Below are 18,774 nucleotides of genomic sequence, written 5' to 3' on the forward strand. Positions count from 1 at the left end.
TATGAATAAATTACCTTGCTAAAAACACACTTTTTCCAGTGAAGCAAGCTGTCACATTAGCCACCGTTGCCGTCAAATTTTTAGAACGGACTGGGCTAGCACCCAGTACCATCAAAACCTACGAAATAACTCTCTTGAGCTTACTAGCAGAGTATGGAAGTTGGTCAATCGAAATTATCAGTAAGCAAACATTGGTTGAGTATCTAGATACACTCTCACATTTAAAATACACAACCCACCACAAGCATCAAGCAATACTGCAAAGCCTATTTAACTTTGCCGTCGAGCAAGGGTATATAAAATCCAACCCAATTCGGGGATTAAAACAGCGTCCCCCACAACGAGAAAAAGGCGAACATAAAAGCGACGATACAATAAAATACCTAACACCCTCACAGCTAAATATACTCTACGAAGTAACCAAATATGACCTGCGGATGTCTGCAATAATTCATTTATTGCATCGCACAGGATGTAGAATTGGAGAGCTTTTAGCGCTGAATTTATCAGACCTAGATATCAAAAATCAAAAATTTCAGGTATTGGGAAAAGGAAACAAACAACGTTGGTGCTTTTATAGTGATGATGCAGCCGAATCCCTAGCTCAATATTTCCAGTACTCACGCCATAAAAATATTAACGCACTCTTTACAGCACAACATCCAGTCACCCTCAAAGAGTGAGGGATCAGCCACCATCTAGTTGTTTTTGGCATTTTTATGTTTTAAATATTACCTGAATGACCTTAATTGACCGGACTGCATATCCTAAATTCAAACAATTTCCTAACCCAAAAGAGCTTGCAGAGCTTTATACCCCACAAAGCGAAGAAATTAAGTTTGCAAAGTCCAAAACTAAGAGCCACGAAGGATTTCTTAGTTTTATGGTCATGCTAAAATCCTTCCAACGGCTTGGTTATTTTCCCCACCCCGAATTAGTACCAATTGCGGTTACCCGTCATCTACGGTCGTGTTTAAAGTTACAAGATTGGGTAAAAGCCATTCCATCCGAACGCCAACGCTACACTTATCTTCAGGCGATTCGGGATTATCTGAAAGTCAAACAGTATGATAAGGCAGGTCAAAGATTAATAGCCGCATTAGTTGCAGAAGCTGCCCAGGTAAAAGACCACCCTGCTGATTTAATCAATGTAGCCATTGAAGAATTAGTTAAAGAACGATACGAGTTACCAGCATTTAGTACCCTTGACCGATTAATTCGCCACATTCGTTCAATGGTCAATAATCGCTTGTTTGCACTTTGTTCTGAAGGGCTTTCCATCAACGAGCAGATTTATTTAGACCAATTGCTAGCGGTTACGAATAATGAGCTAGATGAAAATGCCACACTTAATTTACTGAAATCGCCACCTAAAAGTGCCAAACTTAGTGGGATAAAACTCCTACAAAGTAAGTTTGATATTCTTATGACCTTTGGTGATGCCAAGCGACTGCTACAAAGTATTGCTATCACCAAAGTTAGACATTTTGCAGCACAGGCTAGGGCTTTGGATATCTCGGAATTTCAAGATATTAATTTACCCAAACGTCGGACGTTGCTGTTATGTCTATTGTACGAGGCACAAGTTAACACCCGTGATTATCTTGTTGATATGTTTATTAAACGTATCCTCAAGATTCAAAATAATGCTAAACAGCGATTGCAGGAATGAAGCATTAAAGTTCGTGTTAGAAAAATCAACACAAACGCGCCAAGTATTTACCTTTTGAGATTGATTTAGATTTTATTAGTAGTAACTGGCGTGCGCTAGTTGTAGAAGAAATTGATGGAACTGAGGTTTTGGTTCGTCAGCAGTTAGAAATTTGCATCTTTTCAAATCTAGCAACTGAATTTAAAACAGGAGATGCGTGTGTTGTGGGTTCATCAAGTTACGCCGATTTCCGCGAACAATTATTGAGTCATGCTGAATGCGAACCTTTGATAGAAGAATACTGTCGCTTATTTGAATTTCCTGCTAACCCAGATGACTTTGTTAAACACCTACAAGATAAATTAGCACAGGTAGCTTTCGTTGTAGATAATATTTGTGCGGTTGATAAACAATTCACTATCAATAAAGACGGAGAACCTGTACTTAAAAGAATCCCATCCCTAGCCCAAACGAATGAAGTGGAAGAATTAGAATCAAAAATTCGGGCTTTGATGCCGGAGCGCAGTATCTTAGAAATCCTTTGTAATGTTGAACATTGGTTGAACTGGACAAGGCATTTTGGTCTATTTTCAGGAAGCGAACCAAAAATATCTGATCCTGCTGAACGTTATATTTTACTACCTTTAGCTACGGCTGTAATCTTGGCCCTAATCAGATGGCTCGTCATTCCCAAGGTGCAGTGACAAGTCACATGATTTCTTATACAAACCGTCGCCATATTAGTGCTGCCAAAATTGAAGCTGCAATTCGGGATATTATCAATACGTACAACCGTTTTAGTTTACCATCTTGTTGGGGTACAGGTAAAAAGGCTGCTGCTGACGGAAGCAAGTTTGAGATATACGAGAATAATTTACACAGCGAGTATCACATCCGCTACGGCGGTTACGGTGGTATCGCCTATCACCATGTCTCTGATAAATATATTGCTTTGTTTACCCACTTTATCACCTGTGGTGTGTGGGAGGCTGTCTATATTTTGGATGGGCTGTTGAAAAATCTATCAGATATTCAACCTGATACTTTGCACGCAGATACTCAAGGTCAATCTGGGCCTGTGTTTGCTATTTCCTATCTTCTCGGTATCAAATTGATGCCGCGTATCCGTAACTGGAAGGATTTAACTTTTGTTCGCCCCAGCGCAGATGTTACCTACAAGTATATCGAACCGTTGTTTAAGGGCGTGGTCAATTGGAATTTAATCAAGACTCATTGGTATGACATGATACGTGTAGTACTGTCAATTAAGGCAGGTAAGGTGATGCCTTCGACGCTTCTACGTAAGTTGGGTAGCTATAGTAAGAAAAATCGACTTTATCAAGCTTTTCTTGAGTTGGGCAAGGTAGTGCGAACAATGTTTTTGCTCGACTATGTTTCTAATGTGGCTCTTCGGCATGAGATTACAGCGATAACGAATATTGTGGAGATGTACAATGCTTTTCTTGACTGGGTGTTCTTCGGTAAGCTGGGAGCGATTACTGAAAATGATCCTATTGAGCAGGAAAAGCGGCTGAAATATCTTGATTTGGTAGCAAGCGCAGTTATTTTGCAGAATACGGTTGATATGTCGTTGGCTATCCAAACGTTGATGTCACAGGGAGAATTGATTCCCATGCGACACCTTGCAGCAATGAGTCCATACATAACAAGACATATCAAAAGATACGGTGACTATGTGGTGAATTTACACAATATCCCCCAACCATTGGAGGCTGCTATTAATCTTCCACCAGAAATCTTTGAAACGTAGATATAGCAACGGTTTCCAGACCATCTTGCAGGTTTTTACACGTATCTCGGCTCAATACCGAATAGGGAACAGGGAACAGGGAACAGATTGTTTCAGAAGGGTTTTAGACCCCTCTAAAACAGGACAGATCTTGCAAAAGTCGAATTTTTTGCGTTCTTCTTGGCGTCTTCGCGTCTACTCTGCGAGAACGACTACGTTGAATGCGCGAGATAAAAAGATTATAGTTTCCCTTTTAAATAATCTAAAATTGGCACAGTCAAGCAATTTTACCTGATTAACTTTTGCCATTAGGACGCTGAATAATTGTCTCTATTACCCGGCGTTTGGCTTTAGGATCAATTCCCACCAAGCGCAAATATTCACCGCTATATTCTGCTAAACAAGATTCTAAAGCTGAGATAGCGTCTGAGTGTGCATCGATGTGAGTATCAAGGCAACTTTGCCAAGAACCTGTACGGAAGCGGCGTTCATCTACATGTTCAATATTAATTTTATATCCTTGAGCTAAAATTTGTCTGATTTGTTCTTGTGTTTCTAGGCTTAAATGTGGACTTGCGTTTTGTGTTGGCTGAAATCCATTAGTTGAGGGTTGATTAATTGGTGTCGCGGGTGTGGGGATTACAGCTTGAGAAGTTCTACCGCGATTAAGTCGATTATATTCATCAACTAACTGAGGATTTTCTACTCGTTTTTGTTCACCCACCATGATGTTACCAGCCTCGATTAAATGAGATAAACTAAAGTCTGGTTTTTTAAATTCTGGTGGACCTTCCACACTATTAACTACACGCAAAGATACTCTTTCAAATCCTATTTGATGGATGAAGTTACGGATTTGTTCGTCATAAATTCGGGAACGTAAAGCGCTAAAAAAGTCAATAGATTGATGAGGGAAAGTATCAACTAATTGTGTAATTTCTCTACCCGAAAGTCCATCCGGTGCAAATATCCCCCCGACAATTCCTATCTTGTCATCACGGTCGGGCTCCCAGTAAAATTTATCCATCCGACCATCTCGAATTAATGGTGCGTATAGGGTGGAAAAATCATTGCCTGTGACGATAATTGGTACACGATGCAGAGGTGTAGAATCATAACTTCCAGGTAACTGCACATCTGTGGGATTATCGGCAATATTCATCAGTGTGGCATTCACCAACTGGGTATTAACTGTATATTGTGTACCTTCGTCGAAGCGCCCCGCGCCCGCGTCTAAATCGTTAATCATGAGTACGCACATTTTACCACGCACTTTGATTAATTCTGCGGTTTCCCGATAGCGCAGGCGAATCAAACGCGCTGGGTCTCCTGCGTCTGGACTTTCTAGTTCTCCTCCAGAGATGAGAGTTACTTCGATACCCATTCTTTCAAAGACTAACTCGCATTGAAAAGTTTTCCCCTCGCCTTTGCGTCCGTGAATTCCTAAAATCAGCGGGACTCTGACACCGGGGAGGTCGAGAAAGTTTTTGGTGATATGGACACCAAGTTTATCGAGAAAGCGAGGGGCGATGTAATAAGTCATGAGTCTGTGTGTGAGTAGCTAGCACTAATGTTAAGTTTTTTTGGGCATAGCGATCGCTTTTTCCTGATTTCTTATTGCCAATATTATCTGTATGCTTAATACATCTAATTCTCATTTAGATAATACAGGCAATGACAATCATAATTTCGCAACAAGCTTACTGGGAAACCTGGGATGAAAATCTGCATCATGCCTATAAAATCGATCCCGGCGATGATTTGGATACAGTTTATCGGTGTCCTCAACAATTTGGTGGAGGTGATTTGCGGGTGATTGAATTAAGGAAAGGATTGCAGTTAGTCATTAGTAACTACCATTTTAGCGATCGCCTAATTTTACAATCCTTAGAACGTGAACATCCTTTGGAGTATAATTTTTACCTGTCTGGGGGTCATACAGATAAATACTCTACTATTGGTGCTGGACAGTATAGTTTGTGTGGTAGCGGCATTGCACCGAAAGAACATTGTGAATGGTCAGCCGCACAGCCGATAATTGAGATTAATGTGCATATGCAACCAGAGATATTTCGCTCTTTTGTCGGCGATCAATCTGAACAACTTGCACCAGAATTGCAGCATTTAGTCAAAAGCGATCGCCACTATCACAAGAATTCTGGAACTACAACCCCTGCAATGCAAGTCATTCTGCAGCAAATTTTACAATGTCCTTACTACGGTATCACCAAACGCATGTACCTGGAAGCCAAGGTCTTAGAATTGATGGCGTTACTGGTAGAAAAAGATGTGGAAGCACGAACAGGTGAAATCCAAACTTATCAACTTAAGTCAGATGATCTAGAACGCCTACACCACGCCAAAGAAATTTTATTGCGAAATTTTGACAATCCGCCTTCATTAGTAGATTTATCACGACAAGTAGGTTTGAATGAATGCACCTTCAAGCAAGCTTTCCGTCAAGTCTTTGGGACAACAGCTTTTCACTATTTACATCACTATCGCCTAGAAAAAGCACATCAACTATTGCAAACAGGAGAGATGAATGTCACAGAAGTGGCGCGGATAGTAGGTTTTGCTAGTCGCAGTTATTTTGCATCTGCGTTTAGAAAAAAATTTGGTATTAACCCCAAACAATACCTAATCAACCGGAAAAATTCCCTCTAACGTTCAAAAAATTCCTTCCAGCGACCATAAATAACTCCTACACCCCAAAGCATTCCTGTAAGCTTCTTGATAATTATTACTTATTGACAGGTTCAGTGAGTCGGTGTTTGAGGAGTGATGATGAAAAGTTGGTGTTTATCGAGCGGTTTTCAGTTTTGGCTAGTACTGAGTTTATCAGGGTGTTTAAGTGCTGTAGTTAACATATCTGCATCAGCACAGGAGCAATCAAGCAACAGTATCGATTCTCTCGTTACCAATATTCAACCTTTACTGGCGCAGTCGCCTACATCCAAAATAGTCCCAATTACAGGCGTTAAAACCAATCCTACAAATAAAGGGGTGGAGGTAATTTTAGAGACAACCCAAGGAGAACAACTGCAAGTCAGCGATCGCAGTACAGGGATTAACTTCATCATAGATGTATCAGGTGGGCAGTTAAAACTACCGTCGGGGGAAGCTTTCACATTTCGTTCCGAGAAACCCCTAGAAGGAATTACGGAAATTACCGTCACAAATATTGATGCTAATACCGTCCGAGTAACGGTGGTAGGTGAGAAAGCTTTACCCAAAGTTGAGTTATTTGATGATGATACTGGGCTAGTTTTTAGTGTAGCTTCTGCGACAACGGCGATGCAGCCACAAACATCGCCAGATAAAGAAACACCCACAGCGCCACAGGATGACGCCATTGAGTTAGTAGTAACTGGAGAACAAGGTGGATATCGGGTGAGGGATACATCAACCGCAACTAAGACAGATACTCCTCTACGTGATATTCCTGGTTCAATTCAAATTATTCCCCGCCAAATAATTGAAGACCGCGCCGTTACCCAAGCCGGTCAAGCACTACAAAATGTGAGCGGGATTAACGCTTCTACCTATCAAGGCGTTTCTGAACAAGTTAATATTCGCGGTTTTACTACTTTTTCTGCTTTCTTTAAAAATGGGAGTACATACCCCTTTTTATACGACCTGATTACAACAGATAACTTAGAGCGAATTGAGGTATTAAAAGGGCCTGCGGGTGTTTTATTTGGACAGGGAGCACCTGGAGGAATCGTCAACCTAGTCAGCAAACAGCCACTTAGTGAACCTTACTACAACCTGTCATTTTCTGCGGGGAGTTTTGGTTTGTATCGACCTTCCTTCGACATTTCCGGCCCATTGAACGCAGAGAAAACCCTTTTATATCGTTTTGTTGGTTCCTATGAGCAAACCCTGAGTTTCCGCGATGAGGTCAACCGTGAGAGTTATTTCTTTGCACCAACTGTACAGTGGAACATTTCACCCGCGACCAAATTAACACTGGAATTCGAGTTTATTGATGCTGATACTTCGGCTGATCCGGGTATTCCCTCCATTGGTCGGGGGATTGCACAGATTCCCATCTCTCGCTATTTTAGTGAAACCGATGGAGTAAGCAGACCTTTTGGTAAAAATAGTGTACGCAAATATAACTTGACTACCACATTAGATCATCGCTTCAGCCAGGATTGGTCAGTTCGCAATACCTTCTTTGCTAAGTGGTTCGATTTGGGTCGTCTCTATCCTATATTTACAAATTTGGATGAAACAACAGGAGAGTTGTCGCGTCGTATTTATGCTGCGGAGGGTCTTTATCGTAGTTATTTCAATAACTTAGATATCTTGGGTAATTTCAAGACTGGTTCGATAGAACATAAATTGTTAGCTGGATTTGAGTATGGTAAAGAAATTAATACAGATTTAAAGTTTGCAATTGGTGACAGTGGTTCATATCCATCAATTAATATCTTTAATCCCGTTCGTTCCTCTGCTAGATATTCTCTAGACACGCTGACTATTACTAATAATCGTGATGAAAACTATACGACTTATGGTTTTTATCTCCAAGACCAGATTGCGTTTGCTGATAATTTAAAGTTGTTGATAGGCGGACGTTTTGATAGTTATCAAGAAAATCAATTTGATCGATTGAGTTCCACACCTACCAAAGCCAATTTCTCTGCTTTCAGTCCCCGCGTCGGAATTGTCTACCAACCCTCGCCAGCTGTATCATTGTATGTCTCCTTTGCACAAGGGTTTGAGCCGAGTTTCGCCACCTTAGCAAGTGGGGAGATTCCACCACCACAACGGTCAACACAATATGAAGTGGGAACCAAATTAGATTTTGGTAAATTTGGTGCTACCTTGGCTTTATACGACATTACCAAGACTAATATCCCCACAGCCGACCCGAGTAACTCAGCTTTCTCTGTTTTGACTGGGGAAGTGAAAAGCCGAGGGATAGAGTTAGATATATCCGGTGAAATTTTACCAGGATGGAATGTAATTGCAGCCTATGCCTACAATGATGCCTTTGTCAGTAGCGATAATTTCACCCCTGTGGGAAATCGGTTTGTTAATGCACCCCGCCATTCTGCTAGTTTATGGACAACCTATCAGTTGCAGACAGGGGATTTGAAAGGCTTGGGTTTGGGTTTGGGGGTTTATTATGTAGGCGATCGCGCAGGCGACCTGGATAACTCTTATGATATTCCTAGTTACGTTCGCTTCGACAGTTCCATTTTCTACCGACAAGATAACTGGCGAATGCAACTCAACTTCCGTAATTTGTTCAACACAGAATATTATCTTGGCTCACCCAATCAAGACCGTCTGGGTGTAATTCCGGGTGAACCTTTTAGCGTTGTGGGAACCGTTTCAGTACAATTTTGATTCAGCATTAAGTCGTTTGTAAACAACAAAATCCCTGATTTGTTTAATAAGTCGGGGATCTGCCATTTATTAATCTTAATAATAATTGTTGTCACCATTTTCAAAATTTATCACTGAAGCTTACTTGCTAATTGCTGCACAAAATCTGCATGTTCTTGACTATTTAATCCTTGTTGCAGTACAGCTAAAACTTGTGTCATTTCTCCTGTGCAGAAAGCTAGCACATCTAACCATAACCCAGGAAACACTTGACTTTTAATTACTCCATCTGCACCCGGTTCTAATGACACATATTCATCATTTTGTAAACTGAACCAATCAAGTTTATTTTCTAAACTTTGCCAAACAATATATTCTTTTACACCATTACGACGGTAGGCTTTTTTCTTATCATATAAATCATTTGCGGCACTACTAGCTGCAACTTCTGCAACTAATTCTGGTGCGCCTTCAATATAATCATCTTCACTAATGCGTGCTTGTCCACCCAAAGTTTCATCTATTAATAACACCACATCAGGTTGTGGTTCATTGTCTAAGTCTAGACGGACTGTGGCGTTATCACCAATTCTGACACCGGGAGTCATGATAGTATAAGTGCCGAAAACAACTATCAATAAGCTGTGAGGTTCTGCATGACGTTGAAAACGCAAGGGAGACGCCATGTACACTATTCCTTCTACTAGTTCTGCTTTTCTAGTATCCGGCATTGCGGTATACCGACGCTCAAATTCTTGGCGAGTGAGTCTATCTCCACTTTCTAAGGGAGGGATAGCTGCATTTTTGTTTAGGCTATGCTTTGTTGTTGCTGTCATGAGCAGAATGTGCAGGAATGTCTTTGTGTTTAGTATAGCTAAGATGCTTGAGTTAAAGAAAGAATTTGTTGCATATCTACCACCTTTGTGTATAAAAAATCAAGTTTTACCAACATCTTAGCGAGAAAACCAATTTAACCAAGCATTCCAATTTTCTACTATTTTGGCAAACTCGGCATAACCGCCGGCTTGCGGGTGTACACCGTCATTGGCTTGAGTTTCTTCTATCCATATATTTGATTTTTCTAGTAGAGGAAACACGTCTAAATAAGGTATATTTAATTCTCTACAAACTAAAGCTAACTGTTGAGATAAATCAATAATTCTCTGTTTTATATCAGGGTCTTCTTGTTCTGCGTATGGTGCTGGGCCAATTAGTAAAACAGGATATAGCTGTTGAGCTACACTTAAAATATTGTAGGTATTTTCGACTGATTTTTTCAGTTCAACACGAGGTTGACCGTTTTCGTTTGTGGTGTCGTTTAATCCAAAAGAAAAGACAACTCTACCGTCATATTCTTGCGGTAAGCGCAGCGATACTTCCTGTAACCAACGGTTTGCTATATCTGTACTTGTATTTCGTCTAATGCCGAGATTATAGTAAGTAATGTCATAACCTTTTTTATTAGCATTAGCGCAGATTCTCCCTGTCCAACCCAAGCATTCCGGGTCTCCTGTTCCGTTGACAAAAGAGTCACCAACAAAACAAATTCTGATTTCTGGTCGATGGTTGAATTCCATTTTGAAGTTTTTTAAAAACTAGGGAGATGTTATTTTAGATATCTTGCTTTAAGCAAGTGTTCAAACATTACGCTATCTAAGAGATGAATTATTTTTTACTACCTAAAGTTTCCTGAATAGCCGTCATTAGTAACTCATTGAGGGTAATTCCTACTGCTTTCGCCATAGAAGAAATCACACTTTTAGGTGCAAAAGAACAATATAATCCGGCTTCTAAAAACCAAGGTTGTCCGTGCGGGTCGATGCGGAAGTCAAATAAACTGTAGTGGCGACAACCTAAAGCTTTGTGACATTTTTTAGCTATTTCTTGAACTCTTTGGGTGAGGGGGTCGCTAGGGTCTACAATCCAAGATTTTATATTATCTTTAGCGCTAAAACTCAAATTACCTTCGGCTGTTTGTTGGAGTTTATCAGCATGGGTACGAATGGGTTTGGAGTGGGAGTTTACTAGATATTCTTCCAGAGGTAAACCAATTAATTCCCCTTCCTTAACAAGGATACCGCATCTGACTTCTCTACCAAGCTCAACGAATTCCTCTACTATAACTTCATCTGTGTATGCAAATGCTTTTTTCAATGCAGCGTCATATTCACTCACTTCTTTAACTAAAGTCACGCCCAAAGAGTTATCAGAACTTACAGGTTTGATAACAACTGGAGGTGTGATTGTGGGAATATCTCCTGGACGCAGAAGTTCTCCATCTGGAACTTTCACACCAGCGGCCTTAACAATTGCTTTGGCTCTGGCTTTATGGGCCGTTAGTGCCATAATATCAGGAGTGTTGCCTATATAAGGAATTTGGAGTAAGTCAAATAAGGCGCGGTAGTGAGTCATTCCCGGAATACAAAACATTTGTGGTATTACTATGTCAATGTTTTGTTTTTTTAAAAACTCTATCGCCAAGAACAAAGGAACTGTTTCAGCAGCAGCAATATCCTCCTGACTTAGGGAATGAGGAAATCGCCACAGACCATCGGGTGTGATGTATGCAATCTGGGAATCATAGCATGAATCTTCTGCGATCGCTGCTAAACAATCTTCAGCGTATAAACGTGATAAATCACAGTAGAAGTCGTTATACGCAGAGCCGACTAAATGAAGAATACGAAGTGGTGACATGATTGATCTGCTGACTACAGCTTGTATGTGCAAAAAATGCTCTTAATCTCCATCCAACTCAACCAACTTACCAATATTGAAATCAATCCGCACCCAACCCCGTAACCGCCGCAAATTTTGCCACAATAACAGAGTAATCTGCCAATGATGCACCATCAAAAAAGGTAAAGGGTCATTCAACTGATAAATCGCATCGGTACCGCGTCTCAAATTCCGCAACCAATTTCCCAACTGCGACACAGAACTAATCTCTGTCAATCGCCACAGTTCGTGATACAACCAATAAGTCGGTTTGCTGCTAGATAATGGTTGTAGAGGTTCCCTTAACTCGCTACCACCCAAATAAGCATCAGCCACACCAGGGTGATTGTAAAACATAGTAATTGCTGAATGAGTGCGCGGGTTGCATTCAATAGCGTAAACTATCCCGTCTTCCCCCTCAATAAAATCGAAGGAAACCTGTCCTGTAATTCCCAACTGCTGGATAAAATGCTGCACCCATGCCAAAATTTGAGGGTGCTCGACATGTTCATAATTCACCTGAAAAGCTGAAGACTCGCAACAACAATGCAGCCTTAACTCGCCATTACGCACGGTACTATGAGTACAAAACTCCTTACCAGGGATAAACTCTTGCAGAATCCAGGGTTTTTCTGGACTAATTGGTAAACTCCTGACAAAAGCTGCTGTTGCTTCTGGTGTTTCGCAAGGAAGTTTAGTTAAATTCAATCGCCGCACAGAATCGTAAGGAATACTTTTAAGAATATATTGCCGCTTTTCTTGAGAAAAATCAAAGTTTATCACCTGTTCTGGGTCAGTAATCTGGAAAGATTTGGGAACAGATAAACCAAAACTCCTTGCTTTCTCTGCAAAAGCGTATTTATCATCCAGCATTTGTGTAATCTCTGCGTCACAGTGGATGACTTCACAATATGGTGAAAGCGCAGGTTTGACTAAAGAGTCATAATAACTAGCGACGGGACTACACACAGGTACATAAACATCTATGCGTTCTGTTTGGACAATCTCTAATAACGCTTGGGTGTAACCTTCTTGGTCTTTTTCTGGTGCTGGTACTGTATAGAATCTGCTGACAGCGCGAGAAAATTGATGTCCAGTTAACCAATATTTGTGGCTTTCTAACAATACTACCCGGTGTCCGGCGGCATGGAAAGACCGCGCTAGTTGCAGGGCCTTTGTCATTTTACCGCCACTGATTAAGATGTTCTTAGGTTGTGCGGTGACAACTTTTTGCTGAAACGGTTGGGTAATCGCACCCCACAATAAAGATAGCAGTACCACCAACCCATTAATTGGTAGTGCTAAAAACAGCAGTAACAGCGTACCCACATTTTGAAAAAATGCAGATATCTTGACTGTAGGGGAAACTGATTGAGTTGACGCCGGAGCCTGGAAGATGGTAGATTGTGCCATTTAATGCACCCTTCTAATTAAAGTCAGACCATCTCGCACAGGTAACAAAACTTGTTCCACGCGGGAATCTTGAGCGACGAAGAAGTTAAATTGGGCGATCGCTTCACCATTTGCGGTACGCTGTGATGGAGAGAGGTATGGTTGTCCTTGGAGTAAGGTGTTATCGACGCAGATTAAACCATCGGCTGTAACTAAGTTATGCTCCAAAATAGTTTGCAAATAAGCGATATACTCTTTCTTGTCTGCATCAATAAAAATCAAGTCAAAAGACTCACCCGCTGCTGCTAATTTGTCTAAAGTTTCTAGCGCCGATGCAACTTCTACACTAATCTTATCGCCGTGGGGTGAATTTTGAAAACAGTTTTGAGCAAAGTTGGCGACATAGGCGTCCACTTCACACGCTACTAATTTACCATCAATGGGTAGAGCCTCTGCCATCGCCAAAGCAGAATAACCGGTGAACATTCCTACTTCCAATACTCGCTTAGCTTTGGTGAGATGAACAAACATTTTTAATGTCTGTCCTTCCAGGTGTCCCGAAAGCATCTCTTGTTCTAATTGACGGACTGTTTCCCCGTCACCAAAGCGCTGACGCCAATTTTCGGCGCTGGTTTTTTGCGCTAAGGTACTCAATGCTGTTGACTCTGGGGTGCTACATGTGCTGATGTATGAGTCTAAACCAGCGGCTAATTCGTAGGTTTGTCGCAGATTTGTGAGGATATCTGCGGGGATGTTGGCATTTTCTGCCATTTTTAAGGTTATTTCTAACTGCTGTACTAAGATACCGTGGGGTGTAACTGGTCTAGCGGGATTGGTTTGGAGAATGCTGGTCATTTTTTGATGCTAAATGAGTTGGGAGTTTTTTAAACGCGAAGGTACGCGGAGGTATGCGCGAAGGCTGAGGTTGATGAATGGAGGGATGAATTGAGTTTTTGTCTGATTCATCCCGTCGCTGGTTAAGGTTTAAACTCCTATCAATTCTGTTTCTTCGGTACCGATATAGGCGTCGATACCATCTCCATTACGAGGATATTCAGCGCACAGTTGTTTATGTTCGGTTAAGGATGCGTCTAGTTCTTCACGAGTTAAGTCGTTGACGAAGAAGCACTGACCAATGGGTTTAGGAACTGCGGCGCGTAGTTTACCATCTCTGGTTTGAGTGATAGACTCGGTGGCGTGCCATACTAAATCGCTCTCTAGTAGGGGATGGTCTAGTGTTAGACCTAGGCGACTCATTAAATCGAGAATGCGATCGCGCTGTTGTAAGCTAATATAACCACGTCTACCTGCGATCGTCGCTGATAGTGCCATATCAATATTGACTGCATGACCATGATATAACGGTACCTGCGGTGCGAGTTCTAATGTGGGACTCCAGGTGTGACCGTAGGCGATGACTCTATCTAAATCTAATTCATGCAGATTTGGTGTTTCTAATTCCAGCATGGTTTCGATAGCTGCATAATTCAATCGATGAGCAATTTCTTGCAGTTCTTTTGAACCATTGACATAGCCGAAATGTGTATGCAGTAGTTGTTGTCCATACTCGCACAACAACTCAAAAACTTCTACATTTGCTACTACGGCAATTTTCACTAATTCCGCCATCCCGTTGCGAATTTGCGAAACTGGTAAAGTTTCTAAGAAGGAGAAATCTAGAATTACTTTTTGGGGAGCGTGGTAAGCACCCAAACGGTTTTTCAGCTTTTTATGATTGACCGCTACTTTAATCGCAATACCCGCGTCAATTAATCCAATTAATGTTGTCGGAACGCGAATATAGTTAGTGCTGCGGCGATAAGAAGCACAAGCATAACCAGCAACATCAGTTACTAAACCACCGCCAACTACTAAAACGGGTTCTTTGCGAATCAAGCCGAAGTTTGCAAAGGCGTCAATAATTGACTCAAATGTAGATATGGTCTTGGCTGGTTCTGTAATAGTGATGGGAAATACTGTCAAGTCAATATCATAAAATTGAAAATATGACTTAATTTTTTCTCCATAAAGATGGTAGACATTTGCATCAATTACTGCTAAACAACGACCCAATTGATGATAGCTGTCAGCGATTTCGGTGTTTTTAAGATCAAATGCACCGTTGACATACACCAAGCTAAAATCAATCTTCTCGTATCCTGTTACATGAAATGCTGTTTCTGTCGCAGTAAAAGTCGCGTGAGGTGTACCCATAGCTCTCATCCTTTACACAAAATTAATTTCGTTTCTGGCTCTTGGCTGTTAATAGCCACGACAAATTTGTTAGCTGCTATTAATAGCGAAAACTAACTTCAACCAAGAAAAATTTATCTTGGTCGATTGGCTTTTTCAATTTCTAAAAACCCGTCAACAGTGGTTCCCTAAATTCAAGTCAGTCATTCATAACGTAAAAACCCAAAACTGTTGTAGCTTCCCTTGAGAGAACCGCAAGGTTATATTTTCTCCCATCAAAAAAGAGGGATATGGATGTTAAGCCATAATCTGATAATTATCAGACGGTATCTCAACATTACTCAATTTAGTAGATTGATACAACGAAGGCTACCTCTTTTTGGCATAGATCACAGATAGCCTATAAATCTGCAGTGAATGATAGCTTTCCACGCTTATGTCAGACTTTTGAATAAATCAAAAATCTCTACAAAGGTGATATTTACTTAATCTAACATGCTTGAACAAACTCAATTTTGAGTCATGGAAATTGATTTAAGCTGCGATTTCTCTGACGCCATGATTACCAGTAACACTTGTGTGATATGAATTAGTGGAAAACTGCTTCTGTTTATCTCCTAGTTTCAACTTCAGATTGCAGCTTTGGCTTATGTTCAGCTCGCTGTTTGTTAGCATTTGCGTTAAACCTTATTCCGTTAGAAAGAGAGATAAATTACAATGCTTGATTCAGTTTTGGAAATAAGTAACTCCAAACTGAACGGTTCAGACAAGTTTGCTAGCAGTCAAAAAGCTGACGTGAGTGCTATCTAGTAAATTCAAATTTGAGGTAGATATGGTTTATTTCCCCCTCAAAATTTAGCTTAACTCTATTAGGTCACTGATTTAACAAATCTATATATTTACATTATATATCTTATATTTCACATACATTAGTTTTTGATATCATTCGTCTTGGTTAACAAAAGTTTCCTTTACGCATAAATACGTAACTTGAATGTCTATTAATTAACTATTTTCCCCAATGTTTTTTCAGAATCAGTGGCAAAATTGCTACTAACCGCAATATACCGGAAACAACAAACACTTCCGCTATACCCAAAGAGCCGGCAAATTGAGCTACAAAACCGCCAATAGTCGCTCCTAAAGCACCACTGACGCCAGCAATAGCAGCAGCGATCGCAAAATAAATAGACTGATTTTTGAGCGGCGCCACCTCAATCCGCAGATTCTGAGTACATAAATCAACCGCGCCCCAATTACTACCAATGAAAATATGTAACAACGGTAACCATAACCAAAGAGCCAGAGGACTAGAACCAATCCCCAACCACAGCCAAGGTATGATAGCGATGAGAATACCTGTAAAAATCAAAATAGAACGATTCCCCACCTTATCAGCTAATTTACCCCAAACCAGCAGCATCAACATGTGTGCTCCTGCCCGCAAGCTGTTATAAAAAGTTACCCAGCTGACATCCAAATTCAGCGTATCTAGCAGGTATAGGTTAAAAAATGGCGCACTGAGGTTAACCGCAAACGTCCATAAACCAAAATAAACCAAAAACACCAAAAAATCCGAATTTTCACTGATATTATTAGCTAACTTGCTTTGGGGACTCGGTATTTGTGACAGGCTGATAGCTTCGGATATTTCGCCTGGTTCACTTGTAGCAGAGGAACTGCCATAATCGGTGTTTTGTAACTGAGGATTTATATCTACCTGAAAATACTGACAACCCAAGCTGATAATGCCAAAAATCACACCTAGCAGCAACACCACTCCATAACCCTGAATCGGCCCCCCGTACCAATGTGATATCGCTAAACCTGTTAGAGATAAGCTGACTAATTCAGTTAAATTACCGAGACTATTACGTAACCCAAAATATCTCCCTCGTAATCGCCGAGGAACTAATATTGCTATCCAACTTAGCCAAGATGCATTTCCTAACCCACCCAAAAAATGACTACCCAGGAGAATTAACAGTGATAACACCACCAACTGGTGAGAATCCAGCCATCCCCAACTAAAGATAGTAATCCCAACGACTAAAATCAGCCACAGCAAGCGACTAATCCCGTAAGTGCGGAGTGAATACTGAAAACGGCTATTACTGCGTTCAGATAAATAAGCACCCATTGGTTGAAACAGATTCACCAACATTGGAATAGAAGACACTAATCCAAACAGCACGGGACTAGCGCCCAACTCCACCAAAAAATTACCCAGCAAAACACCGCCGGTGCTAACAGAGAAAACAGCACCGAAGATACCATCAGCAGTGGAGGCTTTTAAACTTGTGCGAATAGCATCTTTAGAAATCCGTTGACTGGATGCTCTGCGAGAAGAGAAAGTTGATGATGAAGCAACCTGAGTAATTTCTAAAGAGACAGCGGTATCTATTTCCACCTGAATGGAATCCATAAATAAAGCATTTTAGTTATATGGTAGCGAAGCTTGATGAGTTTAGGTCTATCCAATTTACGTATTTAGATAGTGATGAAATAATCACTTCAGCAATCTTGAAAAAACCAGAATAATACTCAGTAAAAAGCAGAGAATTGACGAAATTAACATTAAATTGGGATAAGTAGTATTGTTTGAGATATCTATAACTGTTTCATATCCATAGCAGGGAACAGGGAATAGGGAATGGGGAATAGGGAATAGGGAACAGGGAACAGGGAAGAAAGTCGCTTTGTGTAGACGTTTTATCTTGATTTCCTGTCCTCACCTATGTGGCTACGGCTATAACTCCGCACCCCTCGGCGTTGTCAAAAAACATAATAAATAGGAGAGGTAAGCAATCTTACCTCTCCTGATATGAATTAACGAATTAGTTCCAGCGGATCAATTTTAGTATCTGCTGGGTTTGTGAACGATGAAGCTGAGAACTTGGCACTGTTTAATGTTGTCGAAACCTACAACCCGGATATAGCTTCCGGAATATTGAGAACGACAAGATTGAACTTCGCTGAGTACTTCTTGAGTAGATTTAGCACCGAATAAAGGTAACTTCCACAGAGTCCAATATAATTCTGTTGGTTCAGAAGTTTCGTTGAACTCGATCGCTGGGATGTAACCTTGATTCAAAATGTACTGTACTTGCTTGGCAATTTGCGCGTCAGACAGGGGGGGAAGATAGGAAAGGGTTTCGTAACGACGCTCTTTTGGTAAAGTTTGCATGGCTGTTGGTATGAGGTTGCGATTTTTTATGTCTGGAATAATTGGCTTGCTCGCCAGTTCTATTCAGATAAGTTATCCAAATTAGGATCTGATCTTACCTGCTGTTCGGTGTCAAGATGGGGGTCTGATAAATTGATCAGCGTGATGCGTTCTAGGTGCTGGCGGCGTTGTTCCATATTGGCTTGCTGAATGCCGGTGCGAACCATTTCCGGTAAAAAATCGGTAACTTCCGCTGCTATATGTTCCCTGACAGTCATAATCCGCAATGCCAAGTCTGATTTCTCTCGAAACAGTTCTTCAATATATGCCTCTCCATCCTGGATTTTGCCGGCAGAAAAGTTGTGCAGCCAAAATGCTAATGGGGGGTTTGTTTCGTCCAGCTGCGCTAGCACTGTCCTTAGCGCCTGATAAGTCAGGTAACTTTGGAGAGTCTTTGCTGTGTCCTTCGCAATTTGCTTAAAATTCATGCTTGACCCCAGCCCTTGAAAGTATGAAGGATGAAGGATGAAGTGATTAATGTAATTTAACATTCAGCCTTTA

16 protein-coding genes are annotated in these 18,774 nt (G+C 40.9%); 6 read left to right on the forward strand and 10 right to left on the reverse strand.

The genetic code is table 11. The features are described from left to right. Positions 1–38: 38 nt before the first annotated feature. From MIC7126_RS28185 to MIC7126_RS32495, 4 genes are all read left to right on the forward strand, one after another. Complete coding sequence (locus tag MIC7126_RS28185; protein WP_017655444.1) at positions 39–683, forward strand: tyrosine-type recombinase/integrase; 645 nt, start codon at positions 39–41, stop codon at positions 681–683. 56 nt (positions 684–739) lie between these two features. Beyond that, a complete protein-coding gene (locus MIC7126_RS32485) occupies positions 740–1,672 on the forward strand; it encodes a DUF4158 domain-containing protein (protein WP_420795558.1) in 933 nt (310 codons plus the stop codon). Positions 1,673–1,875: 203 nt separating this feature from the next. Further along, positions 1,876–2,355, forward strand: a complete 480-nt coding sequence (locus tag MIC7126_RS32490) for a hypothetical protein (RefSeq protein ID WP_420795560.1) — start codon at positions 1,876–1,878, stop codon at positions 2,353–2,355. Further along, positions 2,328–3,422 carry a transposase gene (locus MIC7126_RS32495; protein WP_420795561.1) on the forward strand — a complete coding sequence of 365 codons (1,095 nt, stop codon included), beginning with the start codon at positions 2,328–2,330 and terminating at the stop codon, positions 3,420–3,422. The genes MIC7126_RS32490 and MIC7126_RS32495 overlap by 28 nt, the downstream gene beginning before the upstream one ends. A gap of 274 nt (positions 3,423–3,696) precedes the next feature. Here MIC7126_RS32495 and MIC7126_RS0122815 read toward each other — a convergent pair whose 3' ends face one another. After that, a complete protein-coding gene (locus tag MIC7126_RS0122815) occupies positions 3,697–4,944 on the reverse strand; it encodes a RuBisCO small subunit-like domain-containing protein (protein WP_017655445.1) in 1,248 nt (415 codons plus the stop codon). 131 nt (positions 4,945–5,075) lie between these two features. On the opposite strand from MIC7126_RS0122815, the gene MIC7126_RS0122820 reads away from it, so the two are divergent. Continuing rightward, positions 5,076–6,068, forward strand: a complete 993-nt coding sequence (locus MIC7126_RS0122820) for a helix-turn-helix transcriptional regulator (RefSeq protein WP_017655446.1) — start codon at positions 5,076–5,078, stop codon at positions 6,066–6,068. Between the two features lie 117 nt (positions 6,069–6,185). Then, positions 6,186–8,765: a TonB-dependent siderophore receptor gene (locus MIC7126_RS0122825; protein WP_238553677.1), complete on the forward strand. Its 2,580-nt coding sequence runs from the start codon at positions 6,186–6,188 to the stop codon at positions 8,763–8,765. A gap of 110 nt (positions 8,766–8,875) precedes the next feature. On the opposite strand, the gene MIC7126_RS0122830 is transcribed toward MIC7126_RS0122825, so the two are convergent. From MIC7126_RS0122830 to rcbX, 9 genes are all read right to left on the reverse strand, one after another. Further along, on the reverse strand, positions 8,876–9,580 hold the full coding sequence (locus MIC7126_RS0122830; protein WP_017655448.1) for a Uma2 family endonuclease: 705 nt from the start codon (positions 9,578–9,580) through the stop codon (positions 8,876–8,878). Between the two features lie 117 nt (positions 9,581–9,697). Beyond that, positions 9,698–10,321, reverse strand: a complete 624-nt coding sequence (locus tag MIC7126_RS0122835) for a GDSL-type esterase/lipase family protein (RefSeq protein ID WP_017655449.1) — start codon at positions 10,319–10,321, stop codon at positions 9,698–9,700. Positions 10,322–10,409: 88 nt separating this feature from the next. Then, entirely contained in the window at positions 10,410–11,441 is a 1,032-nt protein-coding gene (locus tag MIC7126_RS0122840; RefSeq protein WP_017655450.1) for a D-alanine--D-alanine ligase family protein, read from the reverse strand. Positions 11,442–11,483: 42 nt separating this feature from the next. Next, positions 11,484–12,875 (reverse strand): ATP-grasp domain-containing protein, encoded by a 1,392-nt coding sequence (locus tag MIC7126_RS0122845; RefSeq protein WP_017655451.1) that lies wholly within the window; start codon positions 12,873–12,875, stop codon positions 11,484–11,486. Continuing rightward, positions 12,876–13,709, reverse strand: coding sequence for an O-methyltransferase (locus MIC7126_RS0122850; protein ID WP_017655452.1), 834 nt, complete (start codon positions 13,707–13,709; stop codon positions 12,876–12,878). A 129-nt stretch (positions 13,710–13,838) separates the two neighbouring features. Then, positions 13,839–15,068 carry a sedoheptulose 7-phosphate cyclase gene (locus MIC7126_RS0122855; protein WP_017655453.1) on the reverse strand — a complete coding sequence of 410 codons (1,230 nt, stop codon included), beginning with the start codon at positions 15,066–15,068 and terminating at the stop codon, positions 13,839–13,841. Between the two features lie 988 nt (positions 15,069–16,056). After that, positions 16,057–17,472: an MFS transporter gene (locus MIC7126_RS0122860; protein WP_017655454.1), complete on the reverse strand. Its 1,416-nt coding sequence runs from the start codon at positions 17,470–17,472 to the stop codon at positions 16,057–16,059. 432 nt (positions 17,473–17,904) lie between these two features. Further along, the gene (locus tag MIC7126_RS0122865; RefSeq protein WP_017655455.1) at positions 17,905–18,234 is read right to left on the reverse strand and encodes a ribulose bisphosphate carboxylase small subunit; all 330 of its coding nucleotides are present in this window, start codon (positions 18,232–18,234) and stop codon (positions 17,905–17,907) included. Positions 18,235–18,293: 59 nt separating this feature from the next. Then, on the reverse strand, positions 18,294–18,701 hold the full coding sequence (gene rcbX / locus MIC7126_RS0122870; RefSeq protein ID WP_017655456.1) for a RuBisCO chaperone RbcX: 408 nt from the start codon (positions 18,699–18,701) through the stop codon (positions 18,294–18,296). Positions 18,702–18,774 lie beyond the last annotated feature (73 nt).

It is taken from the genome of Fortiea contorta PCC 7126 (assembly GCF_000332295.1).
GTDB classification, from domain to species: Bacteria; Cyanobacteriota; Cyanobacteriia; order Cyanobacteriales; family Nostocaceae; genus Fortiea; species Fortiea contorta.

Bases quoted from the DNA above. Each gene is read 5' to 3' on its own strand.
- MIC7126_RS32485 (WP_420795558.1), top strand. From the start codon at position 740: ATGACCTTAATTGACCGGACTGCATATCCTAAATTCAAACAATTTCCT.
- MIC7126_RS32495 (WP_420795561.1), top strand. From the start codon at position 2,328: ATGGCTCGTCATTCCCAAGGTGCAGTGACAAGTCACATGATTTCTTAT.
- MIC7126_RS0122815 (WP_017655445.1), bottom strand. From the start codon at position 4,944: ATGACTTATTACATCGCCCCTCGCTTTCTCGATAAACTTGGTGTCCAT.
- MIC7126_RS0122820 (WP_017655446.1), top strand. From the start codon at position 5,076: ATGACAATCATAATTTCGCAACAAGCTTACTGGGAAACCTGGGATGAA.
- MIC7126_RS0122825 (WP_238553677.1), top strand. From the start codon at position 6,186: ATGATGAAAAGTTGGTGTTTATCGAGCGGTTTTCAGTTTTGGCTAGTA.
- MIC7126_RS0122830 (WP_017655448.1), bottom strand. From the start codon at position 9,580: ATGACAGCAACAACAAAGCATAGCCTAAACAAAAATGCAGCTATCCCT.
- MIC7126_RS0122835 (WP_017655449.1), bottom strand. From the start codon at position 10,321: ATGGAATTCAACCATCGACCAGAAATCAGAATTTGTTTTGTTGGTGAC.
- MIC7126_RS0122840 (WP_017655450.1), bottom strand. From the start codon at position 11,441: ATGTCACCACTTCGTATTCTTCATTTAGTCGGCTCTGCGTATAACGAC.
- MIC7126_RS0122845 (WP_017655451.1), bottom strand. From the start codon at position 12,875: ATGGCACAATCTACCATCTTCCAGGCTCCGGCGTCAACTCAATCAGTT.
- MIC7126_RS0122850 (WP_017655452.1), bottom strand. From the start codon at position 13,709: ATGACCAGCATTCTCCAAACCAATCCCGCTAGACCAGTTACACCCCAC.
- MIC7126_RS0122855 (WP_017655453.1), bottom strand. From the start codon at position 15,068: ATGGGTACACCTCACGCGACTTTTACTGCGACAGAAACAGCATTTCAT.
- MIC7126_RS0122860 (WP_017655454.1), bottom strand. From the start codon at position 17,472: ATGGATTCCATTCAGGTGGAAATAGATACCGCTGTCTCTTTAGAAATT.
- MIC7126_RS0122865 (WP_017655455.1), bottom strand. From the start codon at position 18,234: ATGCAAACTTTACCAAAAGAGCGTCGTTACGAAACCCTTTCCTATCTT.
- rcbX (WP_017655456.1), bottom strand. From the start codon at position 18,701: ATGAATTTTAAGCAAATTGCGAAGGACACAGCAAAGACTCTCCAAAGT.